This window comes from Ruegeria sp. O5 (assembly GCF_056535105.1).
In genome coordinates this window covers 151,675-173,130 of the sequence record NZ_JBQERN010000005.1, presented here as the reverse complement: position 1 = coordinate 173,130, position 21,456 = coordinate 151,675, and the positions used below count along the sequence as shown (strand labels likewise).

General features: G+C 60.7%; 22 protein-coding genes. 9 read left to right on the top strand and 13 right to left on the bottom strand.

Going from position 1 to position 21,456, the window contains the following annotated elements; translation table 11 throughout:
* Positions 1 to 3: 3 nt before the first annotated feature.
* Positions 4 to 495: a DUF2244 domain-containing protein gene (locus tag ACR0M3_RS09905; protein WP_480485972.1), complete on the top strand. Its 492-nt coding sequence runs from the start codon at positions 4 to 6 to the stop codon at positions 493 to 495.
* Between the two features lie 21 nt (positions 496 to 516).
* Here ACR0M3_RS09905 and ACR0M3_RS09900 read toward each other — a convergent pair whose 3' ends face one another.
* Positions 517 to 1,002 carry a GatB/YqeY domain-containing protein gene (locus tag ACR0M3_RS09900; protein ID WP_267366166.1) on the bottom strand — a complete coding sequence of 162 codons (486 nt, stop codon included), beginning with the start codon at positions 1,000 to 1,002 and terminating at the stop codon, positions 517 to 519.
* A 183-nt stretch (positions 1,003 to 1,185) separates the two neighbouring features.
* Between ACR0M3_RS09900 and carA the strand changes: the two genes are divergently transcribed.
* Positions 1,186 to 2,352, top strand: coding sequence for a glutamine-hydrolyzing carbamoyl-phosphate synthase small subunit (gene carA / locus ACR0M3_RS09895; protein WP_480899643.1), 1,167 nt, complete (start codon positions 1,186 to 1,188; stop codon positions 2,350 to 2,352).
* An 81-nt stretch (positions 2,353 to 2,433) separates the two neighbouring features.
* On the top strand, positions 2,434 to 4,311 hold the full coding sequence (locus tag ACR0M3_RS09890; RefSeq protein WP_480910509.1) for a glycosyltransferase: 1,878 nt from the start codon (positions 2,434 to 2,436) through the stop codon (positions 4,309 to 4,311).
* A gap of 3 nt (positions 4,312 to 4,314) precedes the next feature.
* Here the strand turns inward: ACR0M3_RS09890 and ACR0M3_RS09885 are convergent, their stop codons facing one another.
* On the bottom strand, positions 4,315 to 4,962 hold the full coding sequence (locus ACR0M3_RS09885; protein WP_267363400.1) for a GntR family transcriptional regulator: 648 nt from the start codon (positions 4,960 to 4,962) through the stop codon (positions 4,315 to 4,317).
* Positions 4,963 to 5,062: 100 nt separating this feature from the next.
* Here ACR0M3_RS09885 and ACR0M3_RS09880 point away from each other — a divergent pair, with 100 nt between their 5' ends.
* From ACR0M3_RS09880 to ACR0M3_RS09870, 3 genes are all read left to right on the top strand, one after another.
* Positions 5,063 to 5,707, top strand: coding sequence for a pyrimidine 5'-nucleotidase (locus ACR0M3_RS09880; protein WP_480476564.1), 645 nt, complete (start codon positions 5,063 to 5,065; stop codon positions 5,705 to 5,707).
* Between the two features lie 86 nt (positions 5,708 to 5,793).
* Positions 5,794 to 6,042: a hypothetical protein gene (locus ACR0M3_RS09875; RefSeq protein ID WP_209504235.1), complete on the top strand. Its 249-nt coding sequence runs from the start codon at positions 5,794 to 5,796 to the stop codon at positions 6,040 to 6,042.
* Positions 6,043 to 6,116: 74 nt separating this feature from the next.
* The gene (locus ACR0M3_RS09870) at positions 6,117 to 7,313 is read left to right on the top strand and encodes a UbiH/UbiF family hydroxylase (RefSeq protein ID WP_480910507.1); all 1,197 of its coding nucleotides are present in this window, start codon (positions 6,117 to 6,119) and stop codon (positions 7,311 to 7,313) included.
* 12 nt (positions 7,314 to 7,325) lie between these two features.
* Here ACR0M3_RS09870 and ACR0M3_RS09865 read toward each other — a convergent pair whose 3' ends face one another.
* The gene (locus ACR0M3_RS09865) at positions 7,326 to 8,453 is read right to left on the bottom strand and encodes an aminotransferase class V-fold PLP-dependent enzyme (protein WP_480910520.1); all 1,128 of its coding nucleotides are present in this window, start codon (positions 8,451 to 8,453) and stop codon (positions 7,326 to 7,328) included.
* A 230-nt stretch (positions 8,454 to 8,683) separates the two neighbouring features.
* Here ACR0M3_RS09865 and ACR0M3_RS09860 point away from each other — a divergent pair, with 230 nt between their 5' ends.
* Entirely contained in the window at positions 8,684 to 9,385 is a 702-nt protein-coding gene (locus tag ACR0M3_RS09860; RefSeq protein ID WP_480910505.1) for a GntR family transcriptional regulator, read from the top strand.
* A gap of 6 nt (positions 9,386 to 9,391) precedes the next feature.
* Here ACR0M3_RS09860 and ACR0M3_RS09855 read toward each other — a convergent pair whose 3' ends face one another.
* Entirely contained in the window at positions 9,392 to 9,850 is a 459-nt protein-coding gene (locus tag ACR0M3_RS09855; RefSeq protein ID WP_209504239.1) for an Lrp/AsnC family transcriptional regulator, read from the bottom strand.
* Complete coding sequence (locus ACR0M3_RS09850; protein ID WP_480476554.1) at positions 9,847 to 10,302, bottom strand: Lrp/AsnC family transcriptional regulator; 456 nt, start codon at positions 10,300 to 10,302, stop codon at positions 9,847 to 9,849. The genes ACR0M3_RS09855 and ACR0M3_RS09850 overlap by 4 nt, the downstream gene beginning before the upstream one ends.
* Before the next feature lie 131 nt (positions 10,303 to 10,433).
* On the opposite strand from ACR0M3_RS09850, the gene ilvC reads away from it, so the two are divergent.
* On the top strand, positions 10,434 to 11,456 hold the full coding sequence (gene ilvC / locus ACR0M3_RS09845) for a ketol-acid reductoisomerase (protein WP_267363386.1): 1,023 nt from the start codon (positions 10,434 to 10,436) through the stop codon (positions 11,454 to 11,456).
* A 46-nt stretch (positions 11,457 to 11,502) separates the two neighbouring features.
* Here ilvC and ACR0M3_RS09840 read toward each other — a convergent pair whose 3' ends face one another.
* Together ACR0M3_RS09840 and ACR0M3_RS09835 are read right to left on the bottom strand one after the other, a co-directional pair.
* Positions 11,503 to 11,958 carry an SRPBCC domain-containing protein gene (locus ACR0M3_RS09840; protein ID WP_480537592.1) on the bottom strand — a complete coding sequence of 152 codons (456 nt, stop codon included), beginning with the start codon at positions 11,956 to 11,958 and terminating at the stop codon, positions 11,503 to 11,505.
* Positions 11,955 to 12,266 (bottom strand): ArsR/SmtB family transcription factor, encoded by a 312-nt coding sequence (locus tag ACR0M3_RS09835; RefSeq protein WP_480910502.1) that lies wholly within the window; start codon positions 12,264 to 12,266, stop codon positions 11,955 to 11,957. Before ACR0M3_RS09835 ends, ACR0M3_RS09840 begins: the two co-directional genes overlap by 4 nt.
* Before the next feature lie 78 nt (positions 12,267 to 12,344).
* On the opposite strand from ACR0M3_RS09835, the gene ACR0M3_RS09830 reads away from it, so the two are divergent.
* Complete coding sequence (locus ACR0M3_RS09830) at positions 12,345 to 13,247, top strand: DMT family transporter (protein ID WP_480485987.1); 903 nt, start codon at positions 12,345 to 12,347, stop codon at positions 13,245 to 13,247.
* Here ACR0M3_RS09830 and glmM read toward each other — a convergent pair.
* The 6 genes from glmM to ACR0M3_RS09800 all read right to left on the bottom strand — a co-directional run bounded on the left by glmM (position 13,244) and on the right by ACR0M3_RS09800 (position 21,453).
* Complete coding sequence (glmM, locus tag ACR0M3_RS09825) at positions 13,244 to 14,587, bottom strand: phosphoglucosamine mutase (RefSeq protein WP_480481419.1); 1,344 nt, start codon at positions 14,585 to 14,587, stop codon at positions 13,244 to 13,246. The two genes, ACR0M3_RS09830 and glmM, sit on opposite strands and share 4 nt — an antisense overlap.
* A 33-nt stretch (positions 14,588 to 14,620) precedes the next feature.
* Positions 14,621 to 15,619, bottom strand: a complete 999-nt coding sequence (gene folP / locus ACR0M3_RS09820) for a dihydropteroate synthase (RefSeq protein WP_480910499.1) — start codon at positions 15,617 to 15,619, stop codon at positions 14,621 to 14,623.
* Positions 15,616 to 16,536 carry a dihydroneopterin aldolase gene (locus ACR0M3_RS09815; RefSeq protein ID WP_480870275.1) on the bottom strand — a complete coding sequence of 307 codons (921 nt, stop codon included), beginning with the start codon at positions 16,534 to 16,536 and terminating at the stop codon, positions 15,616 to 15,618. Before ACR0M3_RS09815 ends, folP begins: the two co-directional genes overlap by 4 nt.
* 100 nt (positions 16,537 to 16,636) lie before the next feature.
* The gene (locus tag ACR0M3_RS09810; protein WP_480870278.1) at positions 16,637 to 18,010 is read right to left on the bottom strand and encodes a multicopper oxidase family protein; all 1,374 of its coding nucleotides are present in this window, start codon (positions 18,008 to 18,010) and stop codon (positions 16,637 to 16,639) included.
* Between the two features lie 73 nt (positions 18,011 to 18,083).
* Positions 18,084 to 18,725 (bottom strand): cell wall hydrolase, encoded by a 642-nt coding sequence (locus ACR0M3_RS09805; RefSeq protein WP_480910496.1) that lies wholly within the window; start codon positions 18,723 to 18,725, stop codon positions 18,084 to 18,086.
* A gap of 187 nt (positions 18,726 to 18,912) precedes the next feature.
* A complete protein-coding gene (locus tag ACR0M3_RS09800; protein ID WP_480910494.1) occupies positions 18,913 to 21,453 on the bottom strand; it encodes a putative PEP-binding protein in 2,541 nt (846 codons plus the stop codon).
* Positions 21,454 to 21,456 lie beyond the last annotated feature (3 nt).

Here is a 21,456-nt window from a genome sequence, read left to right as displayed (position 1 = left end):
GGTATGCCCTATACGTGGAATCAGACCTCGGAAACCGAACAGGAACTGCGGCTTTGGCCGCATAACTCGCTGCCGCCGCGGGGGGCGATGATCACGATATTGTCGGTGTTCCTGTTTGGCCTGATCCCATTGCTGGCCACGCTTGGTTCCGTAATCCTGTGGGGGCTGCTGCCGTTTCTGCTGATCACTGTGCTGGGGCTTTGGCTGGCCATCAAGACCAACTACCGCGCCCGCAGTGTTTTCGAGGTTCTGACCCTGTCGGGCACGCATGCGCGGCTGGTGCACCACACCCCCGGCAAAGAGCAGCACGAATGGTCTTGCAACCGCTATTGGGCGCGACCGACGATGCACGAGAAAGGTGGCCCGGTTCCGCATTATGTCACCCTTGTCGGAGACGGGCGCGAGGTCGAAATCGGGGCGTTTCTGTCCGAAGATGAGCGGATCACGCTTTATGACGAGCTGGTCCTAAGACTGCGCGAGCCAGTCGCGCAGTAGCAATTCACGGGGCCCAGTGCCTCAGCAGTCGCCGTTTGATGCTGCGCACAGGTGATCCTTGACCATCGGACCGACCTTGCCGAAATCCATCCGGCCGGTATAGCGCGTCTTCAACTCGCCCATCACCTTGCCCATATCGCGGATCGAACCCGCGCCGGTTGCCGTGATGGCGGTTTGAATGGCCTTGCTGACCTCGTCGTCGTCCAACTGTTTGGGCAGAAATTCCTCGATCACCTCAACTTCGCGAATCTCGCGTTCGGCCAGATCCAGGCGACCGCCCTCTTCGTAAGCGCGGGCGCTTTCCTTGCGCTGCTTGGTCATTTTACCAAGGATTTCAAGAACCTCTGCGTCGCTGCATCCCTTTGCTTCTTCATTGTCGGACGCACGTGCCGCGATATCGCGGTCTTTGATGGCGGCGTTGATCAACCGCAGCGTCGACAGACGCTCGGCTGCTTTGTCTTTCATTGCTTGCTTCAGGGCGGCATTCACCCGTGATCGCATGTCCATTTGGTTTGTCCATCCCCATGACAACGGAACCCCGACCATATCGAAACAAAAAGCCTGACACAACCGGGGGTGAATACAGCTAAACCATTGACAAGCAACAATAGCCCAAAAATTGAACAGACTTGACCCAGACGCGCAACCCCCTTAGGTATGCGCCGATTTACCCTACAGGAGAGTCGCGCCATGGCCCCGAATGCCCCGTCCAAGCCCACCGCATGTCTGGCTTTGGCCGATGGAACCCTGTTTTACGGCGCAGGCTTCGGCGCGACCGGGCAAACCGTGGCCGAGCTGTGCTTTAACACCGCGATGACCGGATATCAGGAGATCATGACCGACCCTTCTTATGCCGGGCAGATCGTGACCTTTACATTCCCTCATATCGGCAATGTCGGCGTGAACCCGGAAGATGACGAAACCGGTGATCCGGTCGCGGCGGGCATGGTCGTGAAATGGGATCCGACCGAGCCATCAAACTGGCGCTCGGCCGAGGAGCTCAAGGGCTGGCTGGCGCGTCGGGGGCGCATCGCCATCGGGGGTGTCGATACCCGCCGCCTGACCCGTGCCATCCGCCAGCAGGGCGCGCCGCATGTGGCGCTGGCCCATGATCCCGAGGGAAATTTTGACATCGAGGCGCTGGTCGCCGCCGCGCGTGGTTTTGCAGGGCTGGAAGGCATGGACCTGGCCAAGGATGTCACCTGCGCCCAAAGCTATCGCTGGGATGAGATGCGGTGGGCCTGGCCGGATGGGTACCAACGTCAGAAGGCCCCTGCCCACAAGGTCGTTGCCGTTGACTATGGCGCCAAGCGCAACATCCTGCGCTGCCTCGCATCCGCTGGGTGTGACGTTACCGTTCTGCCCGCGACTGCCACCGCAGCCGACGTGCTGGCGCATCAACCTGACGGTGTGTTCCTGTCGAACGGCCCCGGCGATCCGGCGGCAACGGGTGAATACGCCGTGCAGATGATCAAAGAGATTCTGGAGACGACAGACCTGCCTGTGTTCGGCATCTGCCTTGGACACCAGATGCTGGCGCTGGCGCTGGGTGGTCAGACGGTCAAGATGAACCACGGCCACCACGGCGCGAACCACCCGGTCAAGGACCTGGACACCGGAAAGGTCGAGATCACGTCGATGAACCACGGTTTCGCTGTCGATGCGCAATCCCTGCCCGATGGCGTCGTGGAAACCCACCGGTCGCTGTTTGACGGCTCGAACTGCGGTATCCGCATGGCGGACCGGCCGGTTTATTCGGTGCAACACCACCCCGAGGCATCGCCCGGACCGCAGGACAGTTTCTATCTGTTCGAGCGCTTTGCCGAGGCCATGGAAAAGAAGAAAGAGCAAGCATAACTGCTTGTCTGTGCAGTGTTAACCGGGCGTTAACCCTGATCGAACAACCCTGAGTGTAGGTAACTGCGCCAGGGTTTTGTTATGGCTGAGCTTAATCTTCTGGATTTCACGTCCGCCGCACCGATCCCCGCGCCCGGGTATCGGAAGCCGCTGGGCACCTGCCTGCTGGAAACCGGGGCCATAACCCGATCCCAGCTGGACCATGCGCTGAGCCAGCAAACCAGACAGAACGCTCCGCTGGGAGAGATACTGGTCGGCGAAGGCTATGCCACCCGGCAGGACGTGTTGCGCGCGCTTTCCGCGCAATCCGGCTGGCAGATTGCCGATCTTGAACAGATCCCGCCGATGTCGGAACTGAGCGGGTTGATGCCGGTCGATTTCTGGCTGAAACACAATGTCATCCCCTGGATGCGGATTGGCCCCCTTGTTTTGGTGGCCACGGCCCGGCCCGACCGGTTCGCAATCGTGACCGCCGAAATGCGCGAATGCGAATATGCCGTGATCCCGGTGCTGGCGGCATCCGATCAGATCGACCGCACAATTGCGCGGCAATTCTCGGGATCTTTGGCCAGATCGGCGGAAACGCGGGTTGATCCCGCGCAAAGCTGCCGCAACTGGACCCTCAGGTCGCGCGTGGGGCCTTCGGTGGCCCTGTTGTGTGTGCTGGGGCTGTTTGCCATGTTCCCGGCGTTTGGCCTGCTGGCGATGCTGGGCATGGCAGTGGGAACTCTGGTGCTTTTTGCGGTCTTTCGGATGGCTGGCACACTGGCTTATCTTTGGCATCGCCTGAGAACGCAGCCGGACCACACCGAAGCCGCCATCACATTGCGGCAGCCCTGCGTGTCGATCATGGTGCCATTGTACAAGGAGCGCGAGATCGCGAACGCTCTGGTGCACAGGCTGCAGCGGCTGACCTATCCCAAGGCGTTGCTGGATGTCATCCTTGTGCTTGAGGAAAAGGACGACGTGACGCGCAATGCCCTTGCACAGGTGAGCCTGCCCAGCTGGATGCGCATCGTCGAGGTGCCTGAGCTGAACGGACTGACCACCAAGCCGCGCGCCATGAATTACGCGCTGGATTTCTGCCGGGGAGACTTCGTTGGCGTCTGGGACGCAGAGGACGCCCCACAACCGGATCAGATCGAGCGCGTGGTGGCGCATTTCACCCAGGCCGCGCCGGATGTGGTGTGCCTGCAAGGGGTTCTGGATTACTACAACCCGCGCACCAACTGGCGGTCACGCTGCTTTACCATCGAATACAACAGCTGGTTCCGCGTGATCCTGCCGGGGATCGCCCGCATGGGGCTGGTGGTGCCACTTGGGGGCACCACGTTCTTTTTCCGTCGCGACAAGCTGTTGGAACTGGGCGGCTGGGATGCCCATAACGTCACCGAGGATGCTGATCTGGGCGTAAGGCTGTACCGGGCCGGGTACCGGATCGAAATGGTGGATACCACAACATATGAAGAGGCGAATTTCCGGGCCTGGCCCTGGGTCAAACAGCGCTCGCGCTGGCTCAAGGGGTTCATGGTCACGTATCTGGTGCATATGCGCAGCCCGCAAAAGCTGTGGCGTGACCTTGGAGGTGCCAGATTTCTGGGCCTTCAGGCGTTCTTTCTGGGCACGTTGGGGCAATTTCTGCTGGCGCCCGTTCTCTGGGTATTCTGGCTGTCAAGCCTGGGGCTGGCCAATCCGATGGATAATATCGTGCCGCATTCAACCTCTACCGCGCTGATCGGGCTGTTTTTGATGGCAGAGGGGCTGAGTATCGGTGTTGGTCTGATCGCTGTATCCGCACGCGAGCGGCGGTTTCTTTTGCCTTGGGTTCCGACGATGTTTCTATATTTCCCGCTGGGCGTGATTGCCGGTTACAAGGCGCTGTGGGAATTGGCGACCAACCCGTTTTTCTGGGACAAGACCCAGCACGGACAGGCCAGCGAAGACGAGCCGCTGGCCTGACAATCACTTGTCGCGGCGGCTTGCGTCCTGTTTCAGGCGCGTCATGAACGCGATCGAGATATGGTCCTTGAGAGCCCGCCCCGCCGCCTCTTCATCGCGCGCGGCAATGGCTTCGACAATGCCTTTATGTTCGCTCTGGGCAATCTCTCCGCGCCCCTGCACGGCCAAGGACGTAGTCGCCATCAAGGCCATTGTCCGGTGCACCAGATCAAGCTGCTGGACAAGGTAGCGGTTGTGCGAGGCCAGATGGATCTGTTCGTGAAAGCGCCGGTTGGCACGTGACAGCGCCATCGGATCGCCCACCAGCTTGTCATCTTCGAGAACCATGTCCTGAAGAACCCTGATCTCTTCTTCGGTGGCGTGTTTGGCAGCCAGCCGCGCGGCGAGCCCTTCCAGTTCGCGCCGCACGATATAAAGCTCGGCCATCTGGTTGTGGTCCAGCGACGCCACGATCAGTGACCGACCGTCCCGTTCCAGCAGAGACTGGGTTTCCAGGCGTTGCAACGCTTCGCGGATCGGGGTGCGCGACACCCCGAACCGTTCTGCCAGCTCGCTTTCCACCAGACGATCGCCGGGCTTGTAGACGCCGACATCAATGGCTTCGAGTATCAGGCTATAGGCATCCTTGGTGGGGGATCGGGTCTGGCTCATGGGGTATTCTGTCTCCTCGTTCGGACATGTCTATCCGTCTCTGGGGGCGTCAATCAAGTACGGCATTGAAAACACCCCGCCCGCGCCCTAAACCCAAGCCATGGTCAAACCGTCCTTCAGTCATGTCACGCAATGGGTGTTCGATCTGGATAACACCCTCTATCCGCCGCATATGCAGCTGTTCGATCAGATCGAAGTTCTGATGACGGATTACGTGGTACAGGCCATCGGCGTGGACCGGGCCGAGGCCGACAGGCTGCGCGGGCAGTACTGGCGCCAATACGGCACTACGCTGGCCGGGTTGATGGCCGAACATGATCTGGACCCCGAGCCCTATCTGCACGCGGTGCATCAGGTGGACATGAGCCATATGGACCCGGATGCAGAGCTGGCCGATCACATTCGCGCCCTGCCCGGACGGCGCATCGTCTACACCAATGGCAGCGCACCCTACGCCGAGCGGGTTTTGCAGGCGCGCGGGCTTTCGGGGCTGTTTGATGCAATCTATGGCGTCGAACATGCCGGGTATCGGCCAAAGCCCGAGAAAGCCGCCTTTGAAGCCATCTTTGCACAGGATGGCATTCAGGCTGACAAGGCCGCCATGTTCGAGGATGACCCGCGTAATCTGGCCGCCCCGCATGAGATGGGAATGCGCACGGTTCATGTCGCCCCGGACCCGCATGAGGCCGATCACATCCACCATCACACGGATGATCTGACCGCATTTCTGGCCCGCCTGCGGTAGCCTGTCACACTGCGACGATCCGTACGTTCTGCACCCGCATGCGCAGCCCTATATGCGCTGGAGCGACGAACAGAACGGAGAGCCCCATGAGTGCGATCGAGATGCCCGGACGCCTGCCGGTTTGGCAGCGCCTATTCTTTGCAATTCCGGTTTTCGGGTGGCTGGCCCGCGACGCGGCCAACGCCAAGGCGGAGGACCTGTATTATACCGTCGGCGCGGTCCTCAGCATGTGGGGCTGTTCGGCCATGGTGTTTGGTCTTCCCGGCCTTTACATCCCTGCCCTGATGATGGTGCCGGTGATGTTCCTGGTCCTGATCCTGATCTCACGCGGCTGAGATACGGGACAGGATGTCACTTGGCGCAGGGAGTGGAACCGAACTAGGGTCTGCCCGAACTGATGAGAGGCGCCATGACTGACCGTTGTGACATCCTGATTTCCGGCGGTGGAATCGCCGGTCTGACCGCAGCGGCGGCGTTTGGAACCGCCGGGTTTGACGTGGTGTGCGTAGATCCCGCGCCACCGATCACCGAACGGGATGTAGACGGGTCCGACCTGCGCACCACCGCCTTTCTGCAACCTGCGCGCGGCCTGCTGGAGCAATGCGGCCTGTGGGCACGGCTGGATGCACATGCGGCCCCCTTGCAGATCATGCGTATTGTCGATGCCGGCGGGGACGTGCCCGAACCCCGCGTCATACGCGATTTCAACGCCGCTGACATTTCCGAGCAACCGTTTGGCTGGAACCTGCCCAACTGGCTGTTGCGCCGGGAGATGGTCGCGCGGCTGGCAGAGCTGCCGAATGTCGATTTCCGCCCCGGCACCGGGACCGTCAGCCTGTTCACCCGCACTGCCGAAGCCCGCGTTGGCCTGAGCGACGGCAGCCGCATCCGCTGCAAGCTGGTGCTGGCCGCAGATGGGCGCAACTCTCCCATGCGCGAGGCCGCCGGTATCAAAGTGCATACAACACGGTATGGGCAGAAAGCGCTGGCGTTTGCGGTGACGCATCCTATTCCGCACGAGAATGTCTCGACCGAGATACACAGGTCTGGCGGGCCGTTCACATTGGTTCCGCTGCCAGATTGGCAGGGGCAGCCCTCGTCCGCCATCGTCTGGATGGAGCGCGGCCCGAAGGCCGTTGACCTTTTAACCCTTGATGCCGAAGCGTTTGAGGCTGCGATGACGGAACGGTCCTGTGGCCTGTTTGGCCCCTTGAAGCTGGCATCGCGTCGGACCATCTGGCCGATCATCAGCCAGTCCGCGGAACGGCTGGCGGGTGAGCGTATTGCCCTGATGGCCGAAGCCGCGCATGTGGTACCCCCCATTGGCGCGCAGGGGCTGAACATGTCATTGGGCGATCTGCGCTGCCTGCTGGATCTGGCGCAGTCCCGGCCCGAAGGTCTGGGCGACGCGCAGATGCTGGACGCCTATCACAAGGCGCGCCACACCGAGATCGAGATGCGGGTCAAAGGGATCGATTTGCTGAACCGCGCCTCGATGATCAAGGCGCGCCCGCTGCGGGATGCGCGCGCAATGGGGCTGAGCGCGCTGTATTCCCTGCCGCCTGTGCGCAAGACGCTGATGCAGATGGGCCTTGGCGTTCGCTAAGGCCCGACCCATTTACAGAACCTGATCCAGCACGCGTTTCAGACGCGCGATGGTGGCGTCCACATCATAAAGCTTGTCCAATCCGAACAAGCCCAGACGGAAGGTACTGAAGCCTTCGGGTTCATCACATTGCAGCGGCACCCCGGCCGCGATCTGCATCCCCAGAGCGGCAAATTTCTTGCCGTTCTGGATTTCGGGGTCCGAGGTGTAGCTGACCACAACGCCGGGTGCGCCGAAACCGTCAGCCGCCACCGAGACAATGCCATAGTCCTTCAACATCGCCCGCACGCCGTCGCCCAGTGCCCATTGCGCCTTGCGCAGCTTTTCGAACCCGTATCCTCTGGTTTCTGCCATGGTATCGCGGAAGGCCAGCAGCGCATCGGTGGGCATTGTGGCGTGATAGGCGTGGCCACCATTTTCATAGGCCTGCATGATCTGGCGCCACTTCTTCAGGTCGATGGCGAAACTGTCCGAGCTTGTCTGTTCCAGACGCGCCTCGCCCCGTTCGGACAGCATGACCAGACCGGCGCAAGGCGATGCGCTCCAGCCCTTTTGCGGGGCCGAGATCAGGACGTCGACGCCGGTGGCTTTCATATCCACCCAGGCACACCCGGATGCGATGCAATCCAGCACCATCAATGCACCCACCTCATGCGCCGCGCTGGCCAGGGCGGTCACATAGTCATCCGGCAGGATGACACCCGCCGCCGTTTCAACATGCGGTGCGAACACAACGCCGGGTTTCTGTTCGCGAATCGTTGCGACGACTTCGTCAATCGGTGCGGGCGCAAAGGGGGACGGGCTGGCATTTCCGGTCTCGCGCGCCTTCATCACGGTGGTCGAGCTGGTCAGGGCGCCGCTTTCGATGATCTGGCTCCAGCGGTACGAAAACCACCCGTTCCGGACCACAAGAACATCCGCCCCGCGCGCGAATTGCCGGGCAACCGCCTCCATCGCATAGGTACCGCCGCCCGGAATGATGGCCACCCCGTCTGCCTTGTACACCTCTTTCAGCATGGCCGAGATGTCGCGCATTACCCCCTGAAACTTTTGGGACATGTGGTTCAGCGAGCGATCGGTGAATACGACCGAGAATTCTTCGAGCCCGTTCGGGTCAACGTTCTTCAGCAAGGCAGGCATATGGCGTCCTTTCAATATCGTCAGTGCAGTCTTGGTCTCTTTACCTTGGCCAGTAAAGCCATTTCGCGACAAAAAGTGACGCGACGGAATGCGGGTAAAATCGACCCATTCGGTGCTGTATAACACTGGGAACACAAGAAAATGACGCCAACCAGTGTCACTTCCCCTTTACACTTCTGCTTGCTTCTGAACAGATGCGCACACTTTTTACTTGAAGGGATATTTTTCCTGTGACGATACAAAAGCGTATTAACTTCCAGTCCGTTCGAGATGAAGTAAAACGACGTATTGAAAGCCGCGTGTGGCCTCAGGGATCATTACTGCCGACCGAAACGCAACTGGCCGAAGAATTCAATTGCGCCCGCGCGACGGTGAACCGCGCCCTCAGGGAACTGGCCGATCAGGGTTTCATAGAACGCAAGCGCAAAAGCGGCACACGGGTCAAGAAAGAGCCCAGCAAACACGCCAAGCTGGAATTCTCGCTGGCGCGACAGATGGTCGAAAGCCAGAATGCCGTCTATCGCTATGCGCTGGTGGAACGGACTGTCGAGGCCTGCCCCCGCTGGCTGTCCTCTCAGCTTGATGTCCCCGCCGAGACGCGGGTTCTGCATGTCATCTGTATGCATTACGCGGACAACCGCCCGTTCCAGCTTGAAGAGCGCTGGATCAATATCGGAACCGTCCCCGATGTGGAAACCGCCGACCTGACCCAGCAAGGACCGCATGAGTGGCTGCTGAATGCCGCTCCGTTCAACGATGCCGAGGTCGCGTTCTGCGCGATTTCCGCTGACGCAAGGCTGGCGGAATTCATGGGCACCACGGCGGGCGCGTCGATGATCCAGATGGAGCGTACCACCTGGAAAGAAGACAAACCGATCACGTTTGCCCGCCTGACCCATCATCCCGGATATTACATCCGCACCAGATACTAAGGCAGGTTATCCAATCGGTCCGGGCAGCCGTTCCTCGCTCAGCAGGACGTTCGCTTCGACATCGCCAGCGCCGGGCAGCGTCATGATCCGGCGCCGCAACACGCGTTCGAAATCGGACAGGTCCCGCGCCACAACGCGCAAGCGGTAATCGTACAATCCCAGAACATGCTCGACGGTCTGCACTTCGGGGATGGCACTTACGGCGCGTTCGAAATCCTCAAGGCTGATCTGTCCCTTGCGCGCCAGCTTGACCCCCAGAAACACGGTCACACCGAATCCCAGCGCCTCGGCATTCAGACGCAGCCTTCGGCCCTTGATGATCCCGGCGTCCTCCAACCTGCGGATACGCCTCCATGTGGCGGGCTGAGACAGGTTGAACCTCCGACCCAGGGCACCTGCGCTTTGGGTGGCGTCCTGTTGCAACGCACGCAGCAGACGGCGGTCAATCTCGTCCAACTCGATCATACCGGTAACACCTCGTCCCGCTTGACCCGCGCGATATGCATCAGCGCTTCGATATCGGCGATATGCGGCAGGGTCAGGATCCGGTCCCGATAAAGCTGCTGATAGTGCTTCATATCCCGCGCTATCACGGACAGGCGGACATCCACCCGGCCCAGAAATGTCTGGATTTCGATCACCTCGGCCACGTTGCGGGCCTCTTCCATAAACTCGTCAAAGGCGCGGGCCTGTGTCTTGTCCAGGGTGATCCGAAGCGAGACTTCGACAGCATAGCCCATCGCGGCCCAGTCGATCACCGCCTCCTGCCCTTCGATGATCCCGGCTGCCTGCATCTTTTCCAGCCTGCGCCAACAAACACCTGCGCTGATCCGGCACAGATCGGCAAGTTCCGCGGTGGTCAGGCTGGGGTTCGCCTGAAAGTGACGCAAAATGCGCCGGTCGATATCGTCAAGCATGATTTTTTCAGTATTTTCCGTTTTCAAGAATTATTCTTCATCTTTTTTACAAATACTCAAGCCCAACCCTATCGCCAATCCGACGCACGGCAGGTAGAACCGCCCCAACCAAACCAGAAAGGACCGGCAAAATGCGCGTCTATTACGATCGCGATTGCGACATCAACCTGATCAAAGACAAGAAAGTGGCTATCCTGGGCTATGGCAGCCAGGGTCACGCCCACGCGCTGAACCTGCGCGACTCGGGTGCCAAGAACCTGGTCATCGCCCTGCGCGAAGGCTCGCCCTCGGCCAAGAAAGCCGAAGCGGAAGGTCTGGCTGTGATGGGCATCGCCGAAGCGGCTGCCTGGTGCGACGTCATCATGTTCACCATGCCCGACGAGTTGCAGGCCGAAACCTACAAGAAATACGTTCATGACAACATCAAGCCCGGTGCCGCCATCGCGTTTGCCCACGGCCTGAACGTCCACTTCGGCCTGATCGAGCCGAAGGACGGCGTTGACGTCATCATGATGGCCCCCAAAGGCCCTGGCCACACCGTGCGCGGCGAATACACCAAAGGCGGCGGTGTGCCCTGCCTGGTCGCGGTTCACAACGATGCAACCGGCAAGGCGCTGGAAATCGGCCTGTCCTACTGCTCGGCCATCGGTGGCGGCCGTTCGGGCATCATCGAGACCAACTTCCGCGAAGAATGCGAAACCGACCTGTTCGGCGAACAGGCCGTTCTGTGCGGTGGACTGGTCGAACTGATCCGCTGCGGCTTTGAAACTCTGGTCGAGGCCGGTTACGCACCCGAGATGGCCTATTTCGAGTGTCTGCACGAAGTGAAGCTGATCGTTGACCTGATCTATGAAGGCGGTATTGCCAACATGGATTACTCGATCTCGAACACGGCTGAGTATGGCCAGTATGTCACCGGTCCGCGCATCCTGAAATACGACGAGACCAAAGCCCGCATGAAAGCGGTTCTGGACGACATCCAGCAGGGCAAATTCGTCCGTGACTTCATGCTGGAAAACGCCGTTGGCCAGCCGACCATCAAAGCGTCGCGCCGCGCCAATGACGAGCATATGATCGAAGAGACCGGCGCCAAGCTGCGCGGCATGATGCCGTGGATCTCGGCCGGCAAGATGGTCGACAAAGAAAAGAACTAAACCTGACCGATGTCAGGCAAAGGGCGGCCCAGGCGGTCGCCCTTTTTCATTTTAAGACCGCTTTGGCAAAGCATTCACCCAGAACGATATCCCATCCCGTATCGTAGCCGCCGCGCTTTTGGGGCGCTTCATCTGCCCAGACATCCCAGCCGGAATGCGTCAGGGTGACTTTTGCCTGCCCCGAACCGCAATCCTCAAAACGCACATCGACGCGCGTAGGAGACCCCTTGTTGGTGCCCGGATGCCAGGTGAATGCCACGGATCGGCCGGGATCGATCGCCAGCACCTGACCCCAGTCGGCACGGGTTCCGTCGAACATGACCTCATAGACCGCGCCACCGATCCGGGGTTCAATAACCACGTCCCTTGCCGGTTGTCCCTGCGATGCGGACACCGCGTGGCTGTCCAGCGGCCACCATGTACCGATGCGGTTGACGAAGATGTCGAAAGCACGCGCAGCTGAGGCACCTACGGCAATTGTTTTGACAATCGGGTCTGTCATGGCCTCTCTCCGGCTCTGGTCACCTCATCTGCAAAGCTGTTCATCACGTCGGTCCAGTACCGGTCGAGCCATCTGCGCAGCTCTGCCAGCCCCTCGGGGCGCACCGCATAGATCCGGCGCGTCCCTTTCGCGTGGCATGTCACCAGCCCGGCATCCGACAGCACCTTGAGATGTTGTGAGACGGCCGGTCGGCTTACCGGCAGCTTTGACGCAAGTTCGCCCACTGCCTGAGGCTGGCTGGCGACGGCTTCGAACACCTGCCTGCGGGTTGCATCGCCCAAAGCTGAAAATTTCGAATCGTAAGCCATTGCTTACGGTAAGTGCAAACTAACGTTAAGTCAAGATCAGCCCGTGACACCGGCGCGCACGCAGGATAAGGGGATGGAATGGTTGAACAACCCACGAAACAGGACTGGAGCGGCGTTTTCACGCTGGGGCTTATTTGGGGCGGCACATTCATGGTCGTCGCGATGGCTTTGGAAGGCTATGGCCCGATTACCGTGGCGACATCGCGCACCACATTAGGGGCGGTGACGTTGCTTGTCCTGATGCGGTTCACCGGTCGCCGCATGCCGGTTTTGACACCCGCGCTGACAACGTCAATCCTGCTGATTGGCGTGTTGTCGACTGCGGTGCCTTTCATGCTGCTCAGCTGGGGTCAGCAATATGTACCCTCGGCCTTTGCAGGGCTGTCCATGGCCGCAATTCCGCTGATGGTGTTGCCGCTGGCGCATTTCTTTTCCGATGAGCCGCTGAACCCGCGTCGGTTTCTGGGCGTGTGCCTTGGGTTTTCCGGCGCATTGGTCCTGATCGGACCCGGTCTGGCAAAGCTGGGTCAAGGGACCGAGCCACTGGCGCAGCTGGCCTGTATCTCGGCTGCCCTCTGCTATGCCTCGACATCGATCCTGACGCGGCGCTGCCCGCCGGTTGAGCCACTGGCGCTGGCCGCGCTGACCCTGCTGGTCGGCGCTGTTCTGCTGGTGCCCATCATGCTGCTGGTCGAAGGTGTTCCCACATGGCAGGGCAACCGCCCGTCGCTGGCCCTGATCGTGCTTGGGCTGATCCCCACAGCATTCGCCAATTTGCTGCGGGTTTCGATCACCCGCAGCGCCGGGTCGGTGTTCCTGACACTGGTGAATTATCAGGTGCCGATCTGGTCGATGGTGTTCGGGGCCTGGATCCTGTCCGAGGCCCTGCCCCTGCGATTCTACGTCGCCCTGGCCCTGATCCTGACGGGCATGGCCATCAGCCAGTGGTTCAGCCTGCGCAGAGTTCTGTTCGGGCGCTAGCCTGCGGCGGCTTCGACCTCGGCCACGATACTGTCGACGACCTGGACCAGCAGCGCGTCATCCTCGCATTCGGCCATAACGCGGATCAGCGGCTCGGTGCCGGATTTACGGATCAGCAACCGTCCCTGCCCGTTCAGCCGCGCCTCGGCATCGGCAATGGCAGCTTTAACGCTTTGAACTTCAAGCGGAGTTTGACCGTTGGCATAGCGGACGTTCTTCAACAGCTGCGGCACGGTTTCGAACTGCTTGGACAGGTCCGAGGCTTTGCGACCGGACAGAACCATCTCGGCCAGGAAATGCAGACCGGCCATCAGGCCATCGCCGGTGGTGGCATAATCGCTCATCACGATATGACCGGATTGTTCACCGCCCAGGTTGAAGCCACCTTCGCGCATACGCTCGACCACATAGCGGTCGCCGACCGCCGTGCGTTCCAGTCGCATACCATGTGACGAGAGGTGCCGTTCAAGCCCCAGATTGGACATCACGGTGGCCACAAGCGCATCGCCTTTCAACTGCCCGGATTTTTTCCAGGCCGTCGCCAGCAGTGCCATAAGCTGATCGCCATCGGCGACCTGACCGGTTTCGTCGACGATAACGACCCGATCCGCGTCGCCGTCCAGACAGACACCAACGTCAGCGCCATGCGCCACGACGGTTTCGGCAGCCAGTTGCGGCTTGGTCGATCCGCAGTTGAGGTTGATGTTCTTTCCGTTGGGCGCAATGCCAACCGGGATCACGTCTGCGCCAAGTTCCCAAAGAACCTCGGGCGCGGTGCGGTGGGCGGCGCCGTTGGCACAGTCGATCACCACCTTGAGGCCATCCAGACGCACATCGCGCGGCAGCGAGGATTTCACACGCTCGCCATATCTGAACCGGGCGTCATCAACACGACGCGCCCGTCCGATGTTCTGGGCCTGAGCAGGCCGGACACCTTCGTCGATCAGCTTTTCGATGTCTATCTCGGCCTGATCGGACAGTTTATAGCCGTCGGGGCCAAAGAACTTGATACCGTTGTCCTCTGCCGGGTTGTGGCTGGCCGAGATCATGACACCCAGATCGGCCCGCATCGAGCGCGTCATCAGACCCACCGCAGGCGTGGGGACCGGCCCCAGCAACAGCACATTCATTCCTGTTGAGGTCAAACCGGCGGTCAGCGCGTTTTCCAGCATATAGCCGGACAGGCGCGTGTCCTTGCCGATGACGACCCGGTGCACACCGGTCGCGTCGCGCCGGAAATAGCGCCCCACCGCAGCCCCGATGCGCAACGCCATTTCCGCCGTCATCGGATGCGTGTTGGCCGTGCCCCGCACCCCGTCGGTTCCGAACAGCTTGCGCATTGGTGTCACTCCGTGATTTTCCGTGAGACCGGATTACCGGACAGCAGCCCATAGGCGCAAGGCCTGAGCAGTCTCGGCGACGTCGTGAACGCGAATGATCTGCACGCCCTGAGACAATCCGGCCAAAGCCACGGCAATTGAACCCGGCGCGCGGGCAGTCTTGTCAGGCTCCTGTCCAATCGTTCCGATAAAGCCCTTGCGGGACACGCCCAGCAGGATCGGGCAGCCAAGCCCGTGAAACAGGCTGAGATTGCGCAGCAAGGTCAGGTTATGGTCTTCGGTCTTGCCGAAACCGATGCCCGGATCGACGATTATCAGGTCGCGCCGAAGCCCCAGGCTTTCCAGCAGAGCGATCTGGGTTTCGAGGAAATCGTAAACATCCAGCAACACGTTGTCGTAGCTGGGGTTTTCCTGCATCGTGGCCGGATCACCCTGCATATGCATAACGCAGACCGGTGTGCCCTTGTCGGCGCAAAACGGTGCCAGTTCGGGATCGAACGTGAACCCCGAGACGTCGTTGACCAGCCCCGCGCCCGCCGCACACGCCGCTTTGGCGACGCTGGCTTTGCGGGTGTCGATTGAAATCAAGGCATCCGTTTGCGCGCGAATCGCCTCGATCACCGGGCGGGTGCGGGCAATTTCCTGATCTGACGGAATGAAATCCGCACCCGGGCGCGTTGATTCCCCGCCGATATCCAGAATGGTGGCCCCATGCGCCACCATCCGGGCAGCGGCATCGTGGGCGGCCTCGACCGAGCTGTGAACGCCCCCGTCCGAGAAACTGTCAGGCGTGGTGTTGAGAATGCCCATGATATGCGGCACCTGCATATCCAGCCCGGCAATGGGTGCGCGCGGGCCGGTCAAACGCGCCAGCGCCCCACCGGGAATATCCGATGCCGCCATGATCTGCGGAGCGGTATCGCGCCCAAGCGCTTCGACATGGGTAAACCACAGGGGTTGACCGGCCAGAGAGTACGCGCCAGCGGGCCGGGTCTGGCCGTGCTGAACCAGCGGTCTGAAATAGATGCTCACAATTGGGCCTGATCCACGGCCACAGCCCGCAGCGGGGTTTTGGGCGCTTTCGGCAATTCGCCGCCGATAACCATCATTTCACTGGCTTCAAAGGTCGCGGCAAACCATGCGGCCAGAGCCACGGCGTCGGAGGGCGCGGCAGAAGGGCCATCCACCGCGTCCAGAACGATCTTGGACGGGGCCCAGACGCAGATCTGGCCGTTCTTCATGGCCCAGTCCAGTTCCGTCCGAGTTGAAACCACCTTGCAGCGGTGATCGCGTGCGGCCAGAACCCACGCGTTTTGCTCGATCGCAAGCAGGTCAATCCGGCGCTGTGTCATTGCGTGGCCGGTTTGCGGCGCAGCCAGGTCTGACGCCCCCACACACAGGATCAGCGGGCGCTGGCGGTTCTGCAACTGGTCGATCCACCCGGTCAGATTGTCCGAGGCGATGGCGTCATTCGATAGATAGACCAGACGGGGATGCGGGCGGTCTTCCTCGGTCACGTCGTGATGAACCGAGTCTTTCCCGCGCACGATCTCGACCCCAAGAGCGCCCGGACCACGATCCAGTTTTTCGATGCGAACAAAGACCCTTACAGCCTGAGGTTCATGCAAGATACGTTCGGCCACACGTTCGGCCAGGGTTTCAAGCAGGTTCAGACGCTCGGCCGCGAGCTCATAGGCAATGGATTCCGTCACCCGGTCATAAGACAGGATGCGATCCACATCGTCGTCAATGGGGTCAGTAAGAGGCCGGACTTCGACGACGATATTGAAACAGATCCGCTGGGTTGTTCCCCGCTCGGCCTGAAACGCACCGATTTCAACCTCGACAATATGGTCGCGCAGGGAAATGCGGTCCAGCGGCTCTCGGGGCGAGGTCGCCTCGGACCGTTCGGACGGGTGCGCAAATGCCAGTCGGATTTCAGAACTCATGGGTCCGGCCTTTTCGGCTTGTTGCAGGGCTTGCCCACTATAGGCGTTGCAAGGGCCTATAACATTCAAACAAACGCCATTCCAACCGCCGAATGCGGCGTCAGGTGACGCGAAACCAGCTCATCATACCCGAAGCGGCATGTCCCAGCATATGGCAATGCAACAGCCAGTCCCCCGGATTATCCGCGACCAGCGCGACCTGGCGGGTTTGTCCGCGATCAACCAAAACAGTGTCGCGCCACGGGCCAAGCGATCCGTCCGGCTGGATCAGTCGGAAGTGGTGGCCATGCAAATGCATGGCATGTGGAAAGACTGTTTCATTGACAAACTCGATCCTGTGAAGGCCGCCGGTCCGGGCGTCCAGAAACGGGTCGGACGGGCGTTCCGCATAACCGTTCAGGGCCCAGAACCGGCCCAACTGCGCCAATTCCTGGCCTGACAATTCAGTGTCCCCGATCCGGGCGTTGTCCAGCCAGCGCATCGCCCCGCCTTGCAGGGACATCCGGTGCAATGGAGCGGATGAGACATCCTCGATGACCGGCAAAGGGTTGGGCGGCAACGCTGCCACGCCTTGTCGTGGCGCGGGTGAGAGAGGTTCGTCGACATCGAACCGAACGATGCCAAAGGCACCGTCGCGTTCAACACTCACCAGACTTGCCGTATCGCCCGCAGCCACGACATCCACAACCAGATCGATACGTTGTGCGGGGGCGATTGGGAAAGCCCCCGACAATGGGATCGGCGTTCCCAGTGGCATACCGTCAAGGGCGACGATCCAACCAAACAACCCGTCGAGATCCAGGTCGAAAATCCGCGCGTTGGAGGCGTTGATCAGGCGTAGCCGGAGACGGTCGTTCCGTCGCGCCTGAACGCGCGGGTCAAGGGATCCGTTAACAGTGATGATATTCCCCAGTCGGCCAGCGTGGCTGAGATCATGGCCATTGTCGAAATCATCCGTGATCTGGGCGGTTTCAGGATCAAGCCTCCAGTCGTCCAGCATCAGCACCAGATCCTGATCCACATCGGAGGCCGCGGTTTCTTCGACGATCAGCGGCCCGTAAAGCCCGCGCGCAACCTGTTCCATCGACTGGTTATGCGCATGATACCAATAGGTCCCTGCGTCGGGAACGACGAAGGAGTAATCAAAGCTTGCGCCCGTCTCGACCGCGTCCTGCGTCAGGCCGGGCACGCCGTCCATGGCGTTTTCAATGCGAATGCCGTGCCAATGGACCGAAGTTGCTTGCGGAAGCTGGTTCATCAGGGTGCGCTGGATGCGGTCGCCCTGCCTGACGCGCAGTTCAACGCCGGGGACAGACCCGTCATATGTCCAGACTTCCGTTTCAGGATAACTTGCAGGCGCGATCGGGTGTTTGGTTACACGCGCATTAAGCGGTGCAAAACCCGCGCTGGCCACACGCGGCATCAGCAATGCTGCTGCAGCCGTTTGCAAAAGGTGTCTGCGGTTCAAAATCATTACGGGCCTCCTGGCCCGCAATATAGGATGCAACCTGCCCCGCGCCAGCAAGCTTCCAGCGCGGGTGCGTCAATCAGTTGCTCGCTGTCCGGTAGTTGTGGCGGTAAAAAACATGCACGCCGATTTTCGCCGTCTGTTTATAGACCCGCGACCAGGATGGGCGAACCGACGTCGTGTGATAGTGCGTCGCCCCTTCGGTCAACTCATCCGCCACTCCATCAATGGCTGCCCGCGCGACTTTTGCCACACGCTCATACGCCGTTTTCTCGTGGATGACCTCTTTGCGGCCATCGCAGGTGTATGTGAACTGGCACTGGTATTTCTTGCCGGTCCCCTGATGGATCACCCCGCACAGGGAATCCGGGAAACGGCTGCTTTTGACCCGGTTCAGGATCACTTCGGCAACCGCGAACTGGCCGCGCACGCTTTCGCCGCGCGCCTCGAAGTACAGGGCTTCGGACAGGCATTTCCAGTTTTCACCGCCCGTGGCCTTTGGTTGCTGGTCAAGCCAGTCTTTTGAGAAGGACACTTCGACAGGTTCAGCCGCCTTGCGGGGCTGGAACAGCTTGAAATAGTCCCGAAAACTTTGCGCCGGCAGTTCACTGCGGGCGACAAGTTCTTGTTTTGCAGTATCAGTCGCTTCCTTCTCGGCGAAGGACGCACTCGGCAGCACGGTTGCCGCCACTGCGGCAACAGCCAATATGTAACGTAGCATCAGATAACCTCGCACAGGCACATCACGCGCCATACCCTCCCCCGGCGGGCGCGACGTGGCTGATACCCCAGACTGAGGCAAAGGTCCAGTATCTTGAAAAAAGCAAGTGGAAAATCGCCCGTAGCGAAAATATTTTTCGCCTACGAGTGACCGTATAACCCACTATTTCTTGGGGTTCGGCGCAGTGTCAACCCCCAAGTCTGGAGGAAATCGCCAGTTGAGCGGCAGCCAGCCGAGCGACCGGAACCCGGAACGGTGAGCATGACACATAGTCGAACCCAAGATCGCGACAGATCGCGATTGATTCGGGGTTCCCGCCGTGTTCGCCACAGACCGAAAGGGTCACATCCGGTTTCGCGGCACGCCCGCGCTCTGCCCCGAGTTTCAGCAACTCGCCCACCCCGTCCGGATCAAGAACGTGGAACGGATCTTCGGTAAAGACCCCCTGTCGCACGTAAGCGGACATGAAACGACCGGCGTCGTCGCGGGACAGACCATAAGTCATCTGTGTCAGGTCGTTTGTACCAAAACTCATGAAGGCGGTCTGCGGCGCGATCTCTTCCGCGCGCAGACAGGCGCGTGGCGTTTCGACCATGACGCCTAGCCGGTATTCGAACTTCTGCCCCCGTTCCGATTCAACGGCGGCGGCAACCGAGTCGATGCGGGATTTGACAAGTTCAACCTCGCGCTTGGCGGAAACCAGCGGGATCATCACTTCGGGTACCACCGGGGCACCGTTTTTTCGGGCCTCAAGCGTGGCTTCGAAAATCGCACGCGCCTGCATGTCGTAGATCTCGGGCACGGTGACACCCAGACGAACGCCGCGCAGGCCAAGCATGGGGTTGTATTCTGTCATCGCCTCGACCCGGCGTTCGACGTCGGACACGGGCAGGTCCAGAGCCTCGGCCAGTTCCCGTTGCCCGGTGCGCGTTGTCGGCAGGAATTCATGCAAGGGGGGATCGAACAGGCGGATGCAGACAGGCTGGCCTTCCATGATCCTGAACAGCTGAACAAAATCCTCGCGCTGCATCGGAAGCAGGCGTGCCAGCACTGCCGCCCTGCCCGCCGAGGTTTGCGCAAAGATCATTTCGCGCATCACGATCAGACGACCGGGGTCAAAGAACATATGTTCGGTCCGGCACAGACCGATCCCCTGAGCCTGAAAGTTCCGGGCCGTCTGCGCGTCAGCCGGTGTGTCGGCATTGGCGCGGATGTCGATGTCACGCTCGGCATCGGCCCAGCCCATCAGCGTCTGGAAACAGTCATCCAACGCGGCCTCGAGCATGGCGGGCTGACCGGCCAGCACCTGCCCCGAGCTGCCATCAATGGTGACAATATCGCCGGTTTTAAACACCCGCCCATCCGGTGCGGTCAGCATCTTGTCTTTCGTCTGAAACCGCATTTCCGAGGCCCCGACGATACAGGGCAGACCCAATCCGCGCCCGATCACGGCCGCGTGGCTGGTCATGCCGCCCTTTTCGGTCAGAACCGCTACAGCGGCGTGCATCCCGCGCACATCCTCGGGCGAGGTTTCCCGGCGCACCAGAACACATGCCTCGCCACGGGCGGCGCTGGCCTGTGCTTCGGCCGAGGTGAACACGATCTTGCCGGTCGAGGCACCGGGGCTGGCACCAATGGCCGTGGTCAGCACGTCGCGGCGTGCATCGGGGTGGACCTGACGGTGCAGAAGTTCGTTCAGCGCGTGCGGGTCGACACGCATCACCGCTTCTTGCGGCGGTATGATACCGTCTTCGGCAAGACGTACGGCAATGCGCATGGCCGCGCGAGCCGATCGCTGCACCCGGACGCCATCCAGAATATGCACAGTGCCGTCCTGAATGACGAATTCGACCTGCATCTCTTCGCGCAGTTTCTCGCGCATCAGGGCGGCATGCGCTTTGACATCGGCAAAAGCTTTGGGCGCGACCTCTTCCAGCGAGGGGCCGCGCGGGTCTTTTTCCAGAAACAGGGCTGCCACATCTTTGCCCAGCGCATCGCGCCCCTGGCTCTGACTTAGGTAGCGACCGGTGATCTGTGGCATTCCGGTTGTGGAATCAACCAGTTGCAGAACACCCGATCCGCATTCCCCTTTGCCGACGCCGGGGATCATCTCTTGGATGACCAACCCAAGCCCGGCATCAGCGGGTGCCCCCTTGGCCTGCCGCAGCAAGCGCGCGGACGTCCCGTCCCATGCACGCGCCATCGAGCGCAGAACGCCGATCAGCTGTTCGCCCCTGTCCTGCGGAAAGACCTCGTCGGTTTCATCCTCATAAGCGCGCAGCGAATGGCGCAGCCCTTCGCGGCCGTCGGCATCAATGTCATCAAACACATCCGCATCCAGCCGCGCCACGTGAATCGCATAGCTTTGAACGAACCTTAGATACAGGGCTGCGGCGGCCTCGGCCCCCATGGTGTCGGACAGGTCAACATAACGCGCATCGTTCATTCCGATATTGAGAACCGCGCCGGGACCACCCCAATCGGGGTCTTCGGAACTGGGCCGGACGCATAGCAACGAAGTGGGATCGAACTGTTCGAGGATCGCTGCAATATCCGGGGTTGTCCCTTCTGCGATCTGGTGAACGGCATCAAATGACAACGCAACGGTTCGGGGCACCGGCAGGTCCAGCCGGACCAGACGTTGCAGACATTTGGCCCGCCCGCCATGCCTATGGGCGGTGACAGGCGCGTCGGATGTAATGAGCGTTGTATTCGGATTATTCTGCACTGC